The sequence below is a fragment of the Streptomyces sp. NPDC056835 genome (assembly GCF_042789485.1).
Taxonomy (GTDB): domain Bacteria; phylum Actinomycetota; class Actinomycetes; order Streptomycetales; family Streptomycetaceae; genus Streptomyces.
In genome coordinates, this window is the sequence record NZ_JBHUBB010000021.1 from 106,978 (window position 1) to 125,824 (window position 18,847).

Genomic DNA, 18,847 nt, shown 5'->3' on the forward strand with positions numbered 1-18,847 from the left:
TACGGCGCGGTGTTGAGCCGCTCGATTGATAGTGCCTTCTTGCGAAAGATTCGCAAGAGCAGGTGACATGCAAGGTGGCGGGACGGTATTCCGCAAGTGTGCGATCGGCAAAGCCATGGCCAAAGATGGACAAATGCTGCATATTTTGTATGATTAGGAGCTAAATGTCCGGTTAGTCGCCCAGTTAGTCGCTTAACCAAGGAGGCACGCTCCCGACTCCGCCCAGCACAGCAGCCACAAGCAGCCGTCGCAGCAAACCGAGGAGCCAGTCGATGTCACCCGTCATCGAACAGCCCGCCACCGCGCGTCTCATCACGGACGCCCCCCACCCCAAACCCGTTTCCGTCACGCTCCGCTATGACGGCGCCGATCCACTCGCCATACGTATCGTGTTCCCGCCCGAGGTCTCCCTCGACGACGACGAGGTCGTCTGGGCCTTCGCCCGCGATCTCCTCGAATCCGGCCTGCGACTGCCCTCGGGTGAGGGCGACGTCCAGATATGGCCGTGCGGACGGGCCCAGGTCGTGCTGGAGTTCCACTCGCCGGACGGGGTGGCGGTGGTCCAGTTGGACACCGCGCCGCTGCGCCGGTTCCTGAACAGTTCGTACACGATGGTCCCGGTCGGCCAGGAGCGGCACGACATCGAGGTCGAGACCGAGCTGAGCAAGCTCCTCCACCGAACCTGAAACACACAGCGGCCCGGCCGCCACCCCTCAGGATGTACGACCGGGCCGCGTGTCACGCGTCGGCTCCCGTCCCCACGGCCGCCGGCGCGATCCGGGGCCACGCACCGCTCATGCGGCGGCCCCGGGGTATGTGCGGTCAGACACGTACGAGCTCACGGTCCGCGCCGGGCCCGCCGTCCGGACCCTGCGACGCGTCGTCCCCGAGCCGTTGGCGCAGCGCCTCACCCTCCACGTCCACGTTGGGCAGCGCCCTGTCCAGCCAGCGCGGCAGCCACCACGCCTTGTCGCCGAGCAGCGCGAGCACCGCGGGCACGATCGCCATCCGGACCACGAACGCGTCGAAGAAGACCGCGACGGCCAGCCCGAAGCCGATCATCTTGATCATCGACTCGCTGGAGCCGATGAAGCCGGCGAAGACCGCGATCATGATCACCGCGGCGGCCGAGACCACCCGCGCACCGTGCCGGAACCCGGTGACGATCGCCTCGCCGGGCCGCTCCCCGTGGACGTACGCCTCCCGCATCCGGGTGACGAGGAAGACCTCGTAGTCCATGGCGAGACCGAAGACCACGCCCACCATGAAGATCGGCATCATCGACATCACCGGACCGGTCTGCTCGACCCCGAGCAGTCCGCCGAGCCAGCCCCACTGGAAGACCGCGACGACCGCGCCGAGGGCGGCGACCACGGAGAGCAGGAAGCCGAGGGCCGCCTTGAGCGGTACGAGCACGGAGCGGAAGACGAGCACCAGCAGCAGAAAGGCGAGTCCTACGACGAGCGCGAGATAGGGCAGCAGCGCGTCGTTCATCTTCTGCGAGAAGTCGATGTTCATCGCGGTGGAACCGGTGACCAGGACCTGGGCACCGCTGTCCGCCTTGATCTCCCCGCCGGTGTCCCGGATGGAGTGGACCAGGTCCTCGGTCTTGACCGAGGAGGGGCGGTCCTCGGGGATCACCGTGATGGTCGCGGTGTCGCCCGCCTTGTTGAGGGTGGACGGAGTGACGACGGCGACGCCGTCCAGCTTCTTCACCGTGTCCGACAGCTCGGTGGCCGCCGCCTTGGCGTTGTCATTGGCCTTGCCGTCCACGACGACCATCAGCGGCCCGTTGAACCCGGGGCCGAACCCGTCGGAGAGCAGGTCGTACGCCTTGCGCTGGGTGGTGCTCGGCGGCTGCGTACCGTCGTCGCCCAGCCCCAGCTCCAGCGAGGCGGCCGGGATCGCGATGGCCCCGAGGCCCAGAACGGCCGTGACCAGGACGGCGACCGGACGGCGCAGCACGAGGCGCGCCCAGCGGGTACCCATGTTCGGCTTCGCTGTCTCCTCGCCGCCCGCGGCCTTGGCGTCCATGGCCCTGCGGTCCTTGCGGCCGTGCACCCGCTTGCCCACGAAGCCCAGCGTCGCGGGGATGAGGGTGAGCGCGATGAGGACGGCGATCACGACCGTACCGGCGGCGGCGAGACCCATCTTGGTGAGCATCGGGATATTGACGACGGACAGCCCGGCGAGCGCGATCACCACGGTCAGACCGGCGAACACCACGGCCGACCCGGCGGTGCCGACGGCCCGTCCCGCCGCCTCCTCGCGCTCCCTGCCCTCGGCCAGCTCGGCCCGGTAGCGGGAGACGATGAACAGCGCGTAGTCGATCCCGACCGCGAGGCCGATCATCATCGCCAGGATGGAGGTGGTGGAGCCCAGGTCGAGCACGCCGGCCAGCGCGGTGATCGTGGAGACCCCGACGCCGACCCCGATGAGCGCGGTCAGCAGCGGCAGCCCCGCCGCGATCAGCGAACCGAACGTGATGACCAGCACCACCGCGGCGACGGCCACACCGATGATCTCCGTGGACCCCATCTCGGGGGTGGCCTGGAGCGCGTCCCCGCCGACCTCCACCGTCAGCCCCTGCGCCCGCGCCTCGGCGCCGGTCTCCTCCAGCGCGGTACGGGTCTCGTCGGTCAGCTCCATCGAGGTGACCTTGTACGAGACCTGGACGTACGCCGTCGTACCGTCCTTCGAGACGGCGTTCGCGGTGTACGGATCGGTCACGGAGCCGACCTGGCCGGACCCGCCCGACAGCTCATCGACGATCTTGCCGACCTCGGCCTTGTGACCGGCGTCGGTCATCTTCTCGCCGGCCGGCGCCTTGAAGACGACCCGAGCGGTCGCACCGTCGGCACTGGCTCCTGGGAAGCGCTCTTCCAACAGGTCGAAGGCCTTCTGGGCCTCCGTCCCCGGTATCGAGAAGGAACTTGACGTGGGCGTGGACGCGGAGGCGGCTGCGACCCCGGCGAGCGCGAGCAGTGCCACCCATACCAGGGCGACAAAGTTGCGGCGCCGGAAAGCGAACCGTCCGAGCTTGTAGAGGAACGTGGCCACGAGGGCGTACTCCCGGGTCTGTGAATGGATCTGAGGGCATGGGGAGCCGGCCCGACGGCGAGAGAGCGGCACGCGTCAGGTATTGCGGGTGCTGAGGGGGACTGTCAGACGCCGAGGGCGGGGAGGATCACGGCGTCGAAATACGAGGTGAGGAAGTCCCGGTCGGGCGACCGGTCCTCGATCAGCTGCCGGGCGACGATGGCGCCGACCAGCATGTGTGTGACGTACTTCAGCGCGGGGTTGTCCGCGGCGACCTCGCCGCGGTCCACAGCACGCTGGAGAACCTCCGCGAGCCCGTTGAGCTCGGGCTCGATCAGGAGCTCACGGAGCGCCTGAAGGAGATCGGGGTTGTCGTGGACGGCATGGAAAAGACCTCGCATCAGCGCGCTGTCCTTCTCCATCTGACAGTCGTCGGTGTGTGCCATCACGGCGTGGAAGTCACCGCTCAGTGAGCCGGTGTCCACGTCGAGGATCTTGATCGGCTTGTTGTGCCGCATCGCATGGGCGACCAGCTCGGGCTTGCTCCCCCACTGGCGGTAGAGGGTGGCCTTGCTGGACCGGGTGCGGGCGGCGATGGCGTCCATGGTGAGGGCGTCATAACCGACCTCGCGCAGCAGATCGAGCACGGCGGCGTACAACTCGGCTTCACGCTCGGGGGTGAGCCTGCTGCGCGCCACGATCTGCTCCTGCCAAACGAAACGGTTTCGTACAGTACGAAGATAACCCTACGCCCGAGCGAAACGAAACCGTTTCGCTTGTGGGCTACGCCATATTTTCCCGCGGAGGACCGCACCCGGATCCAGCCCCACGAGACGGCGACCCACGCCCACAATCTCCGGCCGGGAGGCGTTATACGCGTGGAAAGTGCAGCATTGGGTGGGTGAGTGACGACGTCGCGTATCTCCGCTTCCCGCACCTTCACGACGATTCCCTGTGCTTCGCCGCCGAGGACGACCTCTGGGTCGCCCCCCTCGTCCCGGCCGGGCACCGGCCCGCGCGCGCCTGGCGGGTCACCGTCGACCGCACCAGAGTCGGCCACCCCCGCTTCTCGCCCGACGGCCGCCACATCGCCTATACGACCTGGCGCAGCCTCGACCCCGAGATCCATCTCGCCCCGGTCGCCGGAGGACCCGCCCGCCGGCTCACCTACTGGGGCGCCACCGACACCCGCGTCTGCGGCTGGACGCCGCCCGACAAGCACGGCGAGTCCCAGATCCTCGCGGTCTCCTCGCACGGCCAGCCGTTCTCGTACTTCGCCTGGGCCTACGGCCTCCCCCTCGACGGCTCCCCCGGCGGCGCGCTGCCCTGGGGCCCGGTCAATGACATCGCCGTCGCGGACATCGACGGCGAGCACCGTACGCTCCTGCTCACCGGAAAGCCGCCGCACGAGCCCGCCGCCTGGAAGCGGTACCGCGGCGGCGCGATGGGCCGGCTCTGGCTGCACGGCGAGCGGCTGCTCGCGGACCTCGGCGGCCATCTGGACTGCCCGATGTTCGTGGACGGCCGGATCGCGTTCCTCTCCGACCACGAGGGCGTCGGCAACCTCTACTCCTGCCGTCCCGACGGCACCGATCTGCACCGGCACACCGACCACGACGCCTTCTACGCCCGCCACGCCTCGTCCGACGGGCGCCGGGTCGTCTACCAGTGCGCGGGGGACCTCTGGCTGGTCGACGCGCTGACGCCCGACTCGGTGCCGCGCAAGCTGGAGGTACGGCTGGGCGGACAGCGCGCGGGACGGCGCGGCTACCAGGTCCCGGCCAGCAGCCATGTCGCCGGGATCTCCGTGGACACGACCGGCCGGGCGAGCGCCGTCTCCGTACGCGGCAGCCTGTACTGGCTGACCCACCGTGACGGCCCGGCGCGCACGATCGCGGACACCCCCGGCGTCCGGGTCCGGTTCCCCGTGATGCTCGGCGACAGCGGCCAGGTCGCGTACGTCACCGACGCGGAGGGCGAGGACGCGATCGAGATCGCGTATCTGCCCAGGGCGAGCGGTGAGCGGCAGCCGCGGCGGCTGGCCTCCGGGCAGTTGGGCCGCGTACGGGAGATGGTGGCGGACCCGGACGGGGAGCGGATCGCGATCGCCTCGCACGACGGCAGGCTGCTGCTGATAGACACAGCGGAACCGGAACTGGAACCGGAATCGGAAGCAGAACCGGAACCGGAGTCGGCACCAGAACCGGAACAAGAGCCGACAGCAGAATCCGAGCCGACGCCCCGCACCACCACACCACCACCGGACGCCACCCCCGCCGCGCCGGCACCCACCCCAGAACCCGTCACCGAACTCATCCGCTCCATCAACGGCGCCGTCACCGACCTCGCCTTCTCGCCCGACGGCGACTGGCTGACCTGGTCGCACCCCGGCATCGGCCGCTCCCTCCGGCAGATCAAACTGGCCAAGATCGCCGGCAGCTTCGCCCGTACGGTCGTGGACGTCACCAACGGCCGTTTCGAGGACGAGAATCCGGTCTTCACCAGCGACGGCCGCTATCTCGCGTTCCTGTCCTGGCGCGGCTTCGACCCGGTGTACGACGTGCACACCGGCGACCTCTCCTTCCCGCTGGGCTGCCGCCCCTACCTCGTACCGCTCTCCTCCGCGACCCCGTCGCCCTTCGCGCTGTCGCCGGAGGGCCGCCCCGCGGCCGGCGGACTCGATCCGTCCGTCGGCGAGTCCGGCGACGGTACGGTCACGGTCGAGGTCGAGGGGCTGGCCGACCGCGTCACCCCGTTCCCCGTCACCGCGTCCAAGTACTCCGCGATGTATCCGGTCAGCGGCGGCGGTCTGGTCTGGCTGCGCTGGCCGATCTCCGGCGCGCTCGGCGAGACGTTCGCCAACCCCGCCGACATGTCGGGCCGCCCCACCCTCGAACACTTCGACATCACGAAGGCGCGCAAGAGCGAACTCGTCGGCCATCTCGACTGGTTCGTGCCGAGCGGCGACGGCTCCCGGCTGGTGGTCGTGGACAGCGGCGAACTGCGCGCCGTACCCGCCACCGAGCCGGGCGACGGCGATACGACCGTCTATCTCGACATGCGCCGGATCCTGCACGATGTCGACCCCGGGGCGGAGTGGCGCCAGGCGTTCGACGAGGCGGGGCGCGTCATCCGGGCCTATTTCTGGGAGCCGGACATGTGCGGCATCGACTGGGACGGAGTGCTCGACCAGTACCGTCCGCTGGTCGAACGGGTCAGCTCCCCCGACGAGTTCGCCGATCTGCTGCGCGAGGTCCTGGGCGAACTGGGCACCTCCCACGCCTATGTCACCCCGGCCCGCCGCAACGAGGGGCCGCCGCACTACCAGCGTCCGATCGGTCTGCTCGGCGCCAATCTGGTCTGCCGGAACGGCGAGTGGATGATCAAACGGATCCTGCCGGGCGACTCCTCCGACTCCAAGGCGCGCTCACCGCTGGCCGGTACGGGCATCCGCGAGGGCTCGGTCCTGACCCATGTGGACGGACGGCCGGTCGACCCGGTGGCCGGTCCCTACCCGCTGCTCTCCGCCGCCGGGGGCACGACCGTCGAGCTGACCTTCCGGCCCGCGGAGCGCGACCGCCCCTCCCGCCGCGTCGCGGTCGTCCCGCTCATCGACGAACGCCCGCTGCGCTACCAGGACTGGGTGGCCAAACGCCGGGAGGCCGTACGGGAGATCAGCGGCGGCAGATGCGGCTATCTGCACATCCCCGACATGGGCGGCTCCGGCTGGGCCCAGTTCAACCGGGATCTGCGCCTTGAGGTCTCGCGCCCCGCGCTGATCGTGGACGTACGGGGCAACGCGGGCGGCCACATCAGCGAGCTGGTCGTCGAGAAGCTGACCCGCCGGATCATCGGCTGGGACCTGACGCGCGACGCCCAGCCCGTCTCGTACGCGTCGAACGCGCCGCGCGGCCCGGTCGTCGCGCTCGCCGACGAGGCGACCTCGTCCGACGGCGACATGATCACCGCGGCCTTCCGGCTGCTGAACCTCGGCCCGGTGGTCGGCCAGCGCACCTGGGGCGGGGTGGTCGGGATGACGGGACGGCACCGGCTCGGCGACGGGACGGTCATCACGGTGCCCATGAACGCCGCCTGGTTCGACGCGTACGGCTGGTCCATCGAGAACCACGGCGTGGAACCGGACATCGAGGCCCTGCGTACCCCCCTCGACTGGGCGGAGGGCCGGCACGCCCAGCTGGACGACGCGGTCTGGGTGGCGCTCGACCTGCTGGCCGGGCATCCGGCCTCGACACCGCCGGGGTACGGGGCGGTCCCGGACCTGCGCCGCCCGCCCCTGCCGCCGCGCACGCGGAAAGCGCGCGGCGACACAACGCGCACACACAAAGCGCGCACATAAAGAGGAGGCGCACCCGGCGGAAACCGGGTGCGCCTCGCTGTCATCAAGCCATTCACTCAGGCGTCGAAGCGGTCGTCCAGGTCATCGCGCGCGTTCTGCGCCCTGTTCTGCGCGTTCGGCTGCACGTTGTGCGCGTCGTGCTGCACGTTGTGCTGGACGTCGTTCTGCGCGTCGTTCTGCGCGTTGTGCTGCGGGGCGTCGTGCTGCCCCTGGTTGCGGTCCCTGGCCGGTGAACCAGGCTGCGCACCGCGGTCGGGCTGGCCGGGGCGGCCGGGCTGCTGCGTCCGGTCGTCCTTCTTGTCGCCCTGCCGCGCATTCGCCTGCTGGGCGGCCAGCTCTTCGGCCTTGTCCTTGAACTGATCGGCAATAGCCATGGAATGTCACTCCTGAAAGGGTGTTGGGGGGCACCGGAGTGGGGCCTCGACCAGACTTACATGCCCCGACATTCCGCGCATTTCGATCAGTAACGCTGTGTGCGCTCCTTCTCGTCGGCCGCCCCGCCCGCCCCGACCAGCCCCTTTCGCACGCCCGCCAGACGAGGTCCGAAGCGGCGCATCTCGCGCTGTCCCGCCGCCGCGACGACGGCCGGCAGATATCCGCGTACGGACTGCATCCCGCGCAGCCACCACTGCGCGTACACATGCGCCGAGCGCCGCTCGATCCCGGCGACGAGCCGGTCCACGGCGGGACCGAGCGGATAGGTACGGTTCGACGGCCACGGCAGCCGCTGCCGCAGCTCCCGCATCACCTCGTCCCGGTCCGCGCCGCGCACCATGTCGGTGTCCGTCCAGGACAGATAGCCGACGCCGACCCTGACGCCCTGGTGGGCGACCTCGGAACGCAGACTGTGCGCGAACGCCTCGACCCCGGACTTGGACGCGCAGTACGCGGTCATCATCGGCGCCGGGGTGATCGCGGCCAGCGACGCGATCTGGAGGAAGTAGCCCCGGCTTTCGCGCAGGACGGGCAGGAACGCCCGTGCCGTCACCGCGCCTCCGATCAGATTGACCTCGATGACCCGCCGCCACGCGTCCGGGTCCGAGTCCTCGAAGGGACCGCCGGCCGCGACACCCGCGTTGGCGACGACGATGTCGACCCTGCCGAACCGCGCCTTGACCTCCTGGGCGACCCGCGCCATGGCGGTGTCGTCGGTGACATCCGCGTACCACTGGTCGCGGTCGGCGTGCAGCCGGGCGGCGACCCGCTTCAGTCCGTCCTCCTCCAGACCGACGAGGGCGACCTTCGCACCGCGCGCCGAGAGCTTGCGCGCCAGCAGTTCGCCGACGCCGCGCGCCGCGCCCGTGACCACGGCGACCTGCCCGTCGAGATTCCGGAAACCCTGCCGGCCCGCCCCGCTCACGCCGCGTCCTCCTTCTCACCCAGGTACAGGTACGTACCGACGAGGGACCGAATCGCGCCGGTGACGGCCTCCGGGGCCTCCACGGGCGTCATATGTCCCACCCCGGTGAGTTCGGTGAGCCCAGGGAGTCCGGGTTCCCCGGCTCGGTCGGGCAGCGCCGCGGCCAGCGTCCGTGCCTGCACCGGCGGGGTCAGCCGGTCGTCGCTCCCCACGATCACGGCGGTGGGCACCCTCAACTCCCGTACCTCCGCGTCGAGATCGAGCTCGCCGAGGACATGCGCCCAGGCCACCCGGACGGGCCGCGGACACGCGTGCACGATCCGGGCGCACTCCGCGACCCGGTCCGGCGCGGCGCCGGGGCCCATCGTCCCGTAGCGCAGGATCCGTTTCGACAGCGGCGTGACCGGCCCGAGCGGGGCGCGCGCGCCGAGGATCCGCCGGCTGATCCAGGTACGGGTACGGCCGGGCCGCAGCGGTACGAGAAGCGCCTCCTGCGTCAGCCGCGAACTGCCCGTGCTGCACAGCAGTACGGCGGCCGCGTGCTCCCGGAAGACGGGCCGCCGGGCGGCGGCCATCAGCGTCATCCCGCCCATGGAGTGTCCCGCGAGGACGGCTCGCTCCCCCGGCGCCAGCGTGGCGGCGAGCACCGCCACCAGGTCGTCGGCGAGGGCGTCCGTGGAGTAGCCCGCGGAGTGACCGGCCGGCGGCGCCGAACGGCCGTGTCCGCGCTGGTCGTAGACGATCACCCGGTGATCGGCGGCCAGATCGGCGAGCTGCGCCGCCCAGAACCGGATCGAGCAGGTCCAGCCGTGCGCCAGCACGACGGCGGGCCGGCCCTCGTCGCCGTGGACCTCGATGTGGACAGGGGTGCCGTCGGCGGAGACCGCGGTCAGTTCACGTTCCTTGTGCGGCTGCCTCATCGGACGCTCTCCTTCGCGGCCCGGGACCCCACGCGCTTCCCGGACTCCTGCTTCCCGGACGCCCGCCGCTCGGGCTCCCGCCGCTCCGCGGCCGGCCTCTCCGCCTGCCTCGGCACCCGCACGGCCGCGCCCGCGCGGATCACCTCGTACTCCGCGAGATCGACCTCCCGGGTGGCCCGGCGGAACTCGGCCGTCGTCCCCGGCCAGACGGTGGTGTTGCGGCCCTGCTCGTCCAGGTACCAGCTGGTGCAGCCGCCGGTGTTCCACACGGTCCGCTTCATACGCTCCTGCACCCGGTGGTTCCAGGCGCGTACGGCGACGGGCCTGGGCCCCAGCGCCACGCGCCCGCTCCCGCCCGCGCTCCCGCGGCCCCCGAGCCCGTCCAACTGCCGCAGATAGTCGGCCATGTAGTTCAGCTGGGACTCGATCATCAGGATCATCGAGGAGTTCCCGAGACCGGTGTTGGGGCCGATGATCGTCATCCAGTTGGGGAAGCCCGCCGCGGTCGCGCCGCGCAGCGACTGCATCCCGTCCTTCCACGCCTCCGCGAGCGTGATCCCGTCGGCGCCCACCACCCGCTCGGCGATCGGCATGTCCGTCACATGGAAGCCGGTTCCGAAGACGATCGCGTCGGCCTCGGTCCGGGTGCCGTCCGCCGCGACCAGCGTGGAACCGCGCACCTCGGCCAGTCCCGAGGCGACCAGGTCCACATTGGGCCGGGCGAGCGCCGGATAGTACGAGCTGGAGAGCAGGATGCGCTTGCAGCCGATGCGGTACGAGGGCGTCAGCTTGGCGCGCAGCACCGGGTCCTTGATCGCCTTCGCCATATTGGCCTTCGCGAGGGATTCGACGAGCCCGAGTTCGTCCGGCCGCTTGGTGAAGGCCTGGACCTGCAACTCCCTGATGCCCCACAGGAGACGGCGCCGCAGGGTCCCGGTGAGCGGCAGCGCCCGGTGCAGCCGGCGCTCGGCCCCGGATATCGCCCGGTCGACGCGCGGCATCACCCAGGGCGGTGTCCGCTGGAACAGCGTCAGCCGGCCCACCTCGGGCTGGATCGCCGGCACGATCTGTATGGCGGAGGCGCCCGTACCGATCACGGCGACGCGCTTGCCGCGCAGGTCGTAGCCGTGGTCCCAGCGCGCCGAGTGGAAGACCTTCCCCGGGAACCCGGCGAGCCCGGGTATCACCGGGATCTTCGGATCGGAGAGCGCCCCGGTCGCGGAGACGATGACATCGGCGGTGAGTGTTCCGCGCGAGGTCTCGATCTCCCAGTGCAGGGCGTCGTTGTCCCAGCGCATCAGCCGTACCTCGTGGTTCAGCCGCAGATGCGGCCGGAGCCCGAAGGTGTCCACGACATGCTCCAGATACGCCCTGATGTGCCGCTGCCCGGAGAACGTGCGCGGCCAGTCGGGATTGGGCGCGAACGAGAACGAGTAGAGATGTGAGGGAACGTCACAAGCGCATCCCGGATAGCTGTTGTCCCGCCAGGTCCCGCCGACGGATTCGGCGCGCTCCAGCACCACGAAGTCGGTCATCCCCTCCCGGCGGAGCCGTACGGCCGCCCCGAGCCCGCCGAACCCGGACCCGACCACCGCCACATGTACGTGCTCGTGCTCGTGGTCATGTTCGTGCTGGCCCATACCGCCTCCTGATACCGGACGACACCCACGCAACCACGCCAGTAATCACTGGCATGGTTTGGAGCGTAGAGCAGTGCCGTACTGATGGGTAGGGGTCGGGAGCCGGAAAGTCGCGCGGGCGCGTATGCCGGTTCACGAGCACGCGTGCCGCTGGTCACGGGCCGGGCGGGGCTCTCGCGACACCCCCGGGTACGCCATAAGCTGACCGGCATGGCAGAAGGCCCCGAACCCCGCGAGTACCGCATGGAGGAGCTGGCCCGCGAGGCGGGCATCACCGTCCGTACCGTGCGCTTCTACCGCGAACGCGGCCTGATCCGGCCGCCGCGCCGTGAGGGCCGGATCGCCTGGTACGACGACCACCACCTGGCCCGGCTCCGTACGATCGCGGGCCTGCTGGAGCGCGGCCACACCCTGAACGGCATCGCCGATCTCGCCACCGCCTTCGAGAGCGGCCGGGACGTGGGCGAGGTGCTGGGCCTCGGCGAACCCACCGAGGAGACCCCGGTCCGGCTCTCCCCCGAGGAACTGGCCGACTACTTCGAGGGCGAGGTCACCCCCAAGAACTTCCAGGCAGCCCTCGACCTCGGCTATCTGGCCACGGACGGCGACGAGATAGTCCACATCAGCCGCCGCCTGCTGGACGTATCGGCGGCCCTGGTACGCGAGGGCGTCCCCCTGGCGGCGGTCCTCGAAGCCGGCCGCCGCGTCCGCGTCCACGCGGACGCCCTGGCCGAACTCTTCGCCACGGTCCTGCGCACCCACACCGCCACACCGGACACGGAGAAACTGCGCCCGCTGGCGAAGAGCGTGGTGGAAGCGGAATTCTCGCTGGCCCTGGACCGCCACCTGCGCACGGACCAGGAAGACACCCTCTAGACGACCTCGTCGGCCGCCCGCCTGATCGCCCGGACGGCCTCGCCCGGATCGTCCACCGCGAAGTGAACCCGCCGGACCCGCGCGGACTCGCCCCGCCGCAGCCGAACCGGCAAGGGACCGTTGAGTTCGAGGACGGCCGAGGTGGCACTCGACACGGAGTACGCGACGACGTCACCCTCTCCGTCCCCGTCCCCGCCGCCGCCCTCGCCCTCGTCTCCGGCCACCCGGCGCAGCCCGCGCCCCGGATACCTGCCGTGGGCGGTACGTAACGACTTCACCGCCGAGAGCGGCACGACCAGCTCCCGGAACGGACCGGTCCGCAGCCGCAGCACCTCGCCCTCGATCACATGGGGAGCGCGCGCGGTCATGGCGCAGAACCCGAGGCAGAGGACCACGAGGATCACCTCCCAGAAGATGTGCGGCGGCCGGAGGGCGGGCGGAATCACCGCGTCGACGACGACGGCGGTGACGACCTCGATCCCGGTCATCGCCCAGATCAGCACGCGTACATCGGAGGAGTGCGTCAGATGCCGCCCGCCCTCCGGCGGGAGCAGCGGCTTACGCGCACACCAGTCCCTCAAGTCCCGCAGCATGGCGGATATCCAGGTCACTGCGTCTCGGTCCTTCCGCGGGGTCACCAGGCCGGGCGGATGTACGGGCCCCGCCCTCCGCTCCCGGTCACCGGGCGCGAAGGGCGCTATCCGAGATCGTAGGTGACCGTCACCGGCGCGTGGTCGCTCCACCGCTCCTCGTGGCTCGCGGCCTTCTCCACGTACGCCTTGACCGCACGCGCGGCCAGACCCCGCGTCGCCACGTGGTAGTCGATGCGCCAGCCCGTGTCGTTGTCGAAGGCACGGCCCCGGTACGACCACCACGAGTACGGGCCCTCCCGGTCCGGGTGCTGGGCGCGGACGACATCGACGTAGTCCGCGCCCGTCTCCTCGAAGACACGGGTCAGCCAGGCGCGCTCCTCGGGGAGGAAGCCGGAGGCCTTGCGGTTGGCGCGCCAGTTCTTGAGGTCGGCCTCCTGGTGGGCGATGTTCCAGTCGCCGCACACCAGCACCTCGCGCCCGTCCGCCGCCGCGTGCTTCTTCAGCTGTTCCAGATACGGAAGGAACTCGTCCATGAACCGGATCTTCTCGTCCTGCCGCTCCGTGCCCACCTCGCCCGAGGGCAGATAGAGGCTGGCGACCGTCACACCGGGCAGATCGATCTCCGCGTACCGCCCGCTCGCGTCGAACTCCGCGCTGCCGAATCCGATCCGCGTACGCTCCGGCTCCCGCCGCGAGTAGAGCGAGACACCCGCGCGCCCCTTCGCGGCGGCGGGGGCGTGCAGCGCGTGCCAGCCCTCCGGGGCGCGCACCTCCTCGGGAAGCTGCTGGGGCTCGGCGCGTACCTCCTGGAGGCAGATCACATCGGCGGAGGTGCCGGCCAGCCACTCCACGAAACCCTTCTTCGCGGCGGCGCGCAGGCCATTCACATTCACGGAGGTCACAGTGAGCATTCCGACACACTACCCGCCCGGCTCAGGCGCCATCGGGCCCGGTCACGGCTATTCCGCGTTCCCCCGTAACGGTCCGTAATCCGGTGCCAGGGGAATTCCCCGGGCGTTCACACCGCTCATGCCCCGCCGCGACCGCTCCATTTGTTCCGCTCGGCCACGCGCGCGGAGAGCGCCCCGGAACCGGCGCCTCCGCGCGCCGCGCCGGGACCCTTGCCATCGGGGCAAATCGATTGGCCGCACTCGCACTTGGGCCACCGGAGCCCGGATCCCGGCACCAGATCGGCGCCCTCAACTCCCCGTACGGTCATTCCGCCAGCCCCCGCAGTCCGACGGCGACGCGCTCCACCAACTCACGCGTGGGCTCGGGAAAATCCAGCCGCACCCAATCCGGGTCCCATCGCACAGAAACCGGGCCCCCGCCCGACGTCGCCGGCTTGTCGATCTCTTCGATCGAGAGTGAATCCCTAGCCATAGGTGCGAGTCCTCTCCTCTCCGTGTGCAATTCCTCGTTTCTACACCCGAAGTGGCCTTTACTCACTACTCCGCATGGGGAAATCTCAGTGACAACCCATATGGAATAAAGGGGAGTTGAACGCATGAGCGAGTCCGCCAAAGGCACACGCTCCGGCGAGTGCGGACCTACTCGGCTCCCGTCGCCCGTTCCGATGCCCGTTCCAGCACCAGATAGCCGCCCACATCCCCGGTGAGCGTGTAAGTGGCCTGTGGATGCAGCCGCTTCGCGTACGCGAGGGGGTCCGAGACCCACCTGGTCGTGTTGTTGAGCGCGATGTAGTCCGGGGTGATACCGCGTGTATCGCCCACCCAGAAGACCCGGCAGCGCGAGGTGAGAAGGCTGATCGGCCCGACGTTGGCCTCGACGGTCGCGTCATCGGGAATACGGTCCAGCAGCCTCTTCACCGACCTCACTTCGGGACGGACACGGTAGGTGTCCGGCTCGGTCAGGGCCGACAGCGGCAGCGAGGTGGTCAGGGCGAGTGCCGCGGCCGCGACCGCCGCGGGAAGGTGGTGCGCGTACGAACGCAGCCAGGACCGGGGGCTGCTGCGGACCCGCTCGATCGCGTCGACCAGCGCGAGCGTCACGATGGGCATCAGCACGGCGTTGTAGTGCCAGCCCGTGCCCCAGTAGTGGTCCTCCGACGACAGAAAGCGCCAGCCGAGCGTGGGCAGCGCGATCAGTATCAGCGGGGAGCGCGGCGCGAGGAGGCCGGCGGTCGGCAGCAGGATCCAGAGGAGCGTACGGAACTTGACGTCGAAGCCGTCGAGGGGACCGGCCCCGCCCTGGACCTTGACCCAGTAGTCGTACGTATCGCCGGAGTTGAAGGCCGGTATGACGAACGCGAACGTGAGCACGGCGGCGACCACCGCCAGCGCCGCCACCGCCAGCGCGTCAGGGACGACACGGGGTGCCGTACGCCGCGCGCGCACCGCCACGACCAGCGCGATCGCGGCGGCGGTCAGCCCCAGGTCCTCCTTCACCAGCACCAGCGGCAGCGCCCAGCACAGCGCGGCCCGCCAACGGCCCGTCAGCAGCGCTTCCAGGGCGAAGGCGATCAGCGGGACGGCGAAGGCTATCTCGTGGAAGTCGAACTCGACGGCCCGCTGCACGCCCCACGACAGGCCGTACCCCACACCGATCGCCAGCCCGTGCCATCGGCCCAGCAGACGCGCCGCGACGCGGGTGACGGGGATGGCGGACAGCGCGAAGAGCGCGGCTTGGGCGACGAGCAGCGTGACGGGCGTGGGGAAGAGCCGGTACGCGGGGGCCAGCAGCGCGACGACGGGGCTGAAGTGATCGCCGAGTATGTTCACGCCGGGCCCCTTGAGGTCGGCGACCGGGGCCTCCAGCTGCGCGTAGGCGCGTATCACCTGCTCGAAAATGCCCAGGTCCCAGGACATCGTCCGCAGTCGCAGGTATCTGGATATGGACAGGGCGGCGTACGCGCAGAACAGGACGACGGCCACGATGTAGGGATCCCGGACCCGGACGGACCGCGTCGGGCTCGCGACCGGTTCGGGAAGCGGCGCGGCAGGCGGGACCGGCGGCGTGCCGGTTCCGGGCATGGCGAGGCTGACTCCGTGCATGGGTGTGAGGTCTCCCTATTCAGCCGGCGATGAGGAGACGCGCGCGCCGGAGCCGGGCGACATCGTGACCAACGGTCCGGAGCCGGACGGCGAGCCGAAGGGCGGCGTCGCGCTGGGCGTTGCCGAGCCCGCGGGCGCGGTCCAGGACGAGGCACTGCCGGACAGCCCCTCGCCGCGGGGCGAGCCGGCGGACTCCTCGGCGGCGGACGTGGTGGGACCGGACGGCGACGGGAACTGGCTGCGGGTCGACAGCGGACTGGACGGCGACGACGGCGGGGTGAACGAGGGGGCGGGACGGGCGGGCGGCTGCTCGGAGGTGAAGTTCAGCGCGGCGACCGCGCTCGCTCCGCTCAGCACACACACCGCGCACGCGGCGGCGAGAGCCAGGGTCGCACGCCGCCGCCGCGTCCCGCGGGCCTCGATCTCCTCGACGGCCGGCGGCAGCACCTGCCGCCCGCTCTGCTCAGCGGCGCGTTTGAGCGCGGCGGACAGGGAATCCTCCCCGCCGCTTCGATGGAACTCAGGCACCGTGCTCCTCCTCGGAGGTGTCGGAGGCGGGTGAGTCGTCGAGCCCGGCCGCGAGCGCGGCCCTGGCCCGGGACAGATGAGTCTTGACGGTTCCGGTCGAGATACCGGTCTCTGCCGCTACCTGTTCCACCGTCAGGTCGCACACGTAGTGCAGGACCGTCACCAGACGCTGTCGCTCGGACAGCCGCTGGAGCGCGGAGACGAGGGCGACCGTGCCCGGCTCGGGAGCGGCCAGGGTGTGCGGTTCGCTTCCGCTGTAGCGCCGCCAGGCCTCCAGGGCCCGGCCCCGCCTGCGCCACCGGCTGACCGCCAGCCGGAACGCGACGGTACGGATCCACGCCTCGGGTCCCGCGTCCCTGTCCAGCTTCGCCCGGCGTCCCCAGGCGCGTACGAAGGCTTCCTGCGCCACGTCCTGAGCCTCGTGAAGGTCTCCGGTCATCAGGTACACCTGTCCCACCAGCTGCTGAACGGAGTGAGCGTAGAACTCCTCAAACTCCTCGACGGTCATGCGGCTCCCAGGACGTGGTCAGATCTCAAGAGGTATACGCATGGGGCTGGTGATCCGGTTGACACCGTTCCGCGAATATTTTCCGCACCCGTCCCGGACAGAGCCCGGACATGCCGGAGGCCCGGCCCCGCGCAGTGCGCCGGGCCGGGCCTCCGAGTGGGATCAGCGGTTGCCGACACCGTTCCCGGACAGAACCGGGATGTCGTCCAGGATGTGCGACAGCGCCTCGTCGCCCTTGGCCTGGGTCGAGTTCTCGACACACTGCTGGTTCTGGGGGGAGGACAGGACGTTGACGTCCTGGACCGCGATCGGCACGAGGCCGATGAGGGAGCCGACGTTCGCCTTGAGCGGCAGACCGACACAGGGCTTGTTCAGCGAGCCCTGGACCAGGCCCAGCTGCGGGCTCATGTCGCCCTTGGTGGACTGGTTGCCGAAGGCCTGCTTCGCACCGTTGCCGCTGAGCGACGTGGTGCCCGAGTCGTCACCGATGGCAAGCGCCGGCGACGCGGCGGCAGCCGTGGCTCCGACGATCGACGCCGCTACAGCGGCGGTTGCCCACAGCTTCTTCATTTAAATACCTTTCCGGAAAGTCGGACTCCACCGGTGGAGTCCGACATGCTCAACTCGCTCACGGATGGATTAGTTTCGGCGCTTCCCCCGAATGGCGTAATGCAATATTCAGAGAAAAAGGCCGGTCCACCGCGGAATTCAGCGGCGGCCCGGCCTGGCGGCCCAGCCGATTTCTCAGTTGTTGCCGGTGCCGTTCCCGGACAGGATCGGGATGTTGTCCAGGATGTGCGACAGCGCCTCGTCGCCCTTGGCCTGGGTCGAGTTCTCGACACACTGCTGGTTCTGCGGCGAGGACAGGACATTGATGTCCTGGACCGCGATCGGCAGGACACCCAGCAGGGCCCCGGCGTTCGCCTTGGCCGGAAGTGCGATACAGGGCTTGTTCAGCGAGCCCTGGATGAGGGCGATCTGCGGGCTCATGTTGCCGTGGGTCGCCATGTTGCCGTACGCCTGCGTGGCGAAGTTCCCGCTGGCGGACGTGGTGCCACCGTCGTTGCCGACGGCGAGCGCGGTGGGCGCGGCGGCGGCGGAAACGCCGACCACGGAGGTGGTGACGGCCAGACCGGCCATAACCTTCTTGATCACGATGAGTCCCCTTCTGAAGAAAGCCCCTAAGTCCCCGGGGCTACTGGTGCAACTCCAGACCCCGGGTTTGGTTCCGGCCCTTCACTCCAACGGCGTATTACCGGGGATCAACAGAGCCGCGACTCCCCGCCTACGACACGGGACGAGGCCCCAGGACAATGCCGCGCCCGCCGGCAAGCCGATCGAGTGAAGCAGCGGAACTAAACAGCTGGTGACCGGTTGTGCAGGTCGCTCCGCACGCATTCTTTGATGAAAAGGAACACATCGTGATCAAGAAGATTATGGTCGGCGCGGCCGTCGCCGTCTCCGTGGTCGGCGTCACGGCCGCGGCGGCGCCCTCGGCGTTCGCCACCGGCAACGACGAAGGCACCACTTCCCTCAGTGGGAACGGTGCCCAGGAGGCCTACGGCAACCAGTCCACCAAGGGTGACCTGAGCCCCCAGGCGGATCTGATCCAGGGCTCGCTGAACGACCTGTGCCTCGGTGTGCCGGTCAAGGCCAACGTCGGCTCGCTGGTCGGCCTCCTCGCGCCGATCGCGGTCCAGGACGTCAACGTCCTGTCCAACCCGCAGAACCAGCAGTGCGCGGACAACTCCACCCAGGCCAAGGGTGACGAGCCGCTGTCGCACATCCTGGACGACATCCCGGTTCTGTCCGGGAACGGCGCGGGCAACCGCTGATCCCACACCTCCCGCAGCGCGTACGGGCCGGCCGGGGCAACGGAGCCCCGGCCGGCCCGTACGACGTCTCCGACGGCTGATCGAGGGCGCGGCGCGGCGTGCGGAATTCCGTCAAATTCCAGCAGTATTCCGGGATACGTGGTTACGAAAACATTATCGTGGCAACCGAGTGAAGAA

18 protein-coding genes are annotated in these 18,847 nt (G+C 70.0%); 4 read left to right on the top strand and 14 right to left on the bottom strand.

All coding sequences use genetic code 11. The annotated features are described in order from the left end of the window. Positions 1–272 precede the first annotated feature (272 nt). Entirely contained in the window at positions 273–686 is a 414-nt protein-coding gene (locus ACFRMN_RS24020) for an SsgA family sporulation/cell division regulator (protein ID WP_383022689.1), read from the top strand. Positions 687–822: 136 nt separating this feature from the next. On the opposite strand, the gene ACFRMN_RS24025 is transcribed toward ACFRMN_RS24020, so the two are convergent. Together ACFRMN_RS24025 and ACFRMN_RS24030 are read right to left on the bottom strand one after the other, a co-directional pair. After that, positions 823–3,060 carry an MMPL family transporter gene (locus ACFRMN_RS24025; protein ID WP_383022690.1) on the bottom strand — a complete coding sequence of 746 codons (2,238 nt, stop codon included), beginning with the start codon at positions 3,058–3,060 and terminating at the stop codon, positions 823–825. Positions 3,061–3,164: 104 nt separating this feature from the next. Next, positions 3,165–3,737 (bottom strand): TetR/AcrR family transcriptional regulator, encoded by a 573-nt coding sequence (locus tag ACFRMN_RS24030; protein WP_383022692.1) that lies wholly within the window; start codon positions 3,735–3,737, stop codon positions 3,165–3,167. 203 nt (positions 3,738–3,940) lie between these two features. Between ACFRMN_RS24030 and ACFRMN_RS24035 the strand changes: the two genes are divergently transcribed. Continuing rightward, positions 3,941–7,396 carry a S41 family peptidase gene (locus ACFRMN_RS24035; protein WP_383022694.1) on the top strand — a complete coding sequence of 1,152 codons (3,456 nt, stop codon included), beginning with the start codon at positions 3,941–3,943 and terminating at the stop codon, positions 7,394–7,396. A gap of 56 nt (positions 7,397–7,452) precedes the next feature. Here the strand turns inward: ACFRMN_RS24035 and ACFRMN_RS24040 are convergent, their stop codons facing one another. The 4 genes from ACFRMN_RS24040 to ACFRMN_RS24055 form a co-directional block, all read right to left on the bottom strand. Beyond that, a complete protein-coding gene (locus ACFRMN_RS24040) occupies positions 7,453–7,770 on the bottom strand; it encodes a hypothetical protein (protein WP_383022695.1) in 318 nt (105 codons plus the stop codon). An 86-nt stretch (positions 7,771–7,856) separates the two neighbouring features. Further along, positions 7,857–8,756 carry an SDR family oxidoreductase gene (locus tag ACFRMN_RS24045; RefSeq protein ID WP_383022697.1) on the bottom strand — a complete coding sequence of 300 codons (900 nt, stop codon included), beginning with the start codon at positions 8,754–8,756 and terminating at the stop codon, positions 7,857–7,859. Next, positions 8,753–9,676 carry an alpha/beta fold hydrolase gene (locus ACFRMN_RS24050; RefSeq protein ID WP_383022699.1) on the bottom strand — a complete coding sequence of 308 codons (924 nt, stop codon included), beginning with the start codon at positions 9,674–9,676 and terminating at the stop codon, positions 8,753–8,755. Before ACFRMN_RS24050 ends, ACFRMN_RS24045 begins: the two co-directional genes overlap by 4 nt. Next, a complete protein-coding gene (locus ACFRMN_RS24055; RefSeq protein WP_383022701.1) occupies positions 9,673–11,316 on the bottom strand; it encodes a flavin-containing monooxygenase in 1,644 nt (547 codons plus the stop codon). Before ACFRMN_RS24055 ends, ACFRMN_RS24050 begins: the two co-directional genes overlap by 4 nt. A 243-nt stretch (positions 11,317–11,559) precedes the next feature. Here ACFRMN_RS24055 and ACFRMN_RS24060 point away from each other — a divergent pair, with 243 nt between their 5' ends. Further along, positions 11,560–12,192, top strand: a complete 633-nt coding sequence (locus tag ACFRMN_RS24060; RefSeq protein WP_383022762.1) for a MerR family transcriptional regulator — start codon at positions 11,560–11,562, stop codon at positions 12,190–12,192. Here the strand turns inward: ACFRMN_RS24060 and ACFRMN_RS24065 are convergent. From ACFRMN_RS24065 to ACFRMN_RS24100, 8 genes are all read right to left on the bottom strand, one after another. After that, positions 12,189–12,803: a hypothetical protein gene (locus tag ACFRMN_RS24065; protein WP_383022703.1), complete on the bottom strand. Its 615-nt coding sequence runs from the start codon at positions 12,801–12,803 to the stop codon at positions 12,189–12,191. The genes ACFRMN_RS24060 and ACFRMN_RS24065 overlap by 4 nt on opposite strands. An 86-nt stretch (positions 12,804–12,889) precedes the next feature. Beyond that, entirely contained in the window at positions 12,890–13,696 is an 807-nt protein-coding gene (locus ACFRMN_RS24070) for an exodeoxyribonuclease III (RefSeq protein WP_383022704.1), read from the bottom strand. Positions 13,697–14,000: 304 nt separating this feature from the next. Continuing rightward, the gene (locus tag ACFRMN_RS24075) at positions 14,001–14,168 is read right to left on the bottom strand and encodes a hypothetical protein (RefSeq protein ID WP_383022706.1); all 168 of its coding nucleotides are present in this window, start codon (positions 14,166–14,168) and stop codon (positions 14,001–14,003) included. 167 nt (positions 14,169–14,335) lie between these two features. Further along, positions 14,336–15,799 carry a DUF2079 domain-containing protein gene (locus tag ACFRMN_RS24080; protein ID WP_383022708.1) on the bottom strand — a complete coding sequence of 488 codons (1,464 nt, stop codon included), beginning with the start codon at positions 15,797–15,799 and terminating at the stop codon, positions 14,336–14,338. A gap of 15 nt (positions 15,800–15,814) precedes the next feature. Next, complete coding sequence (locus tag ACFRMN_RS24085) at positions 15,815–16,327, bottom strand: hypothetical protein (RefSeq protein WP_383022710.1); 513 nt, start codon at positions 16,325–16,327, stop codon at positions 15,815–15,817. Further along, positions 16,320–16,835: a SigE family RNA polymerase sigma factor gene (locus ACFRMN_RS24090; protein WP_383022712.1), complete on the bottom strand. Its 516-nt coding sequence runs from the start codon at positions 16,833–16,835 to the stop codon at positions 16,320–16,322. Before ACFRMN_RS24090 ends, ACFRMN_RS24085 begins: the two co-directional genes overlap by 8 nt. Positions 16,836–16,997: 162 nt before the next feature. Next, positions 16,998–17,405 (bottom strand): rodlin, encoded by a 408-nt coding sequence (locus ACFRMN_RS24095; protein WP_383022713.1) that lies wholly within the window; start codon positions 17,403–17,405, stop codon positions 16,998–17,000. Between the two features lie 174 nt (positions 17,406–17,579). Further along, positions 17,580–17,990 carry a rodlin gene (locus ACFRMN_RS24100; RefSeq protein WP_383022715.1) on the bottom strand — a complete coding sequence of 137 codons (411 nt, stop codon included), beginning with the start codon at positions 17,988–17,990 and terminating at the stop codon, positions 17,580–17,582. Between the two features lie 269 nt (positions 17,991–18,259). Here ACFRMN_RS24100 and ACFRMN_RS24105 point away from each other — a divergent pair, with 269 nt between their 5' ends. Further along, the gene (locus ACFRMN_RS24105; protein ID WP_383022763.1) at positions 18,260–18,670 is read left to right on the top strand and encodes a rodlin; all 411 of its coding nucleotides are present in this window, start codon (positions 18,260–18,262) and stop codon (positions 18,668–18,670) included. Positions 18,671–18,847: the final 177 nt, after the last annotated feature.

What these genes read in the sequence shown, in the direction of transcription:
- ACFRMN_RS24020 (WP_383022689.1), top strand. Translation starts at nt 273, where the DNA reads ATGTCACCCGTCATCGAACAGCCCGCCACCGCGCGTCTCATCACGGAC.
- ACFRMN_RS24040 (WP_383022695.1), bottom strand. Translation starts at nt 7,770, where the DNA reads ATGGCTATTGCCGATCAGTTCAAGGACAAGGCCGAAGAGCTGGCCGCC.
- ACFRMN_RS24050 (WP_383022699.1), bottom strand. Translation starts at nt 9,676, where the DNA reads ATGAGGCAGCCGCACAAGGAACGTGAACTGACCGCGGTCTCCGCCGAC.
- ACFRMN_RS24055 (WP_383022701.1), bottom strand. Translation starts at nt 11,316, where the DNA reads ATGGGCCAGCACGAACATGACCACGAGCACGAGCACGTACATGTGGCG.
- ACFRMN_RS24060 (WP_383022762.1), top strand. Translation starts at nt 11,560, where the DNA reads ATGGAGGAGCTGGCCCGCGAGGCGGGCATCACCGTCCGTACCGTGCGC.
- ACFRMN_RS24070 (WP_383022704.1), bottom strand. Translation starts at nt 13,696, where the DNA reads ATGCTCACTGTGACCTCCGTGAATGTGAATGGCCTGCGCGCCGCCGCG.
- ACFRMN_RS24075 (WP_383022706.1), bottom strand. Translation starts at nt 14,168, where the DNA reads ATGGCTAGGGATTCACTCTCGATCGAAGAGATCGACAAGCCGGCGACG.
- ACFRMN_RS24080 (WP_383022708.1), bottom strand. Translation starts at nt 15,799, where the DNA reads ATGCACGGAGTCAGCCTCGCCATGCCCGGAACCGGCACGCCGCCGGTC.
- ACFRMN_RS24090 (WP_383022712.1), bottom strand. Translation starts at nt 16,835, where the DNA reads ATGACCGTCGAGGAGTTTGAGGAGTTCTACGCTCACTCCGTTCAGCAG.
- ACFRMN_RS24095 (WP_383022713.1), bottom strand. Translation starts at nt 17,405, where the DNA reads ATGAAGAAGCTGTGGGCAACCGCCGCTGTAGCGGCGTCGATCGTCGGA.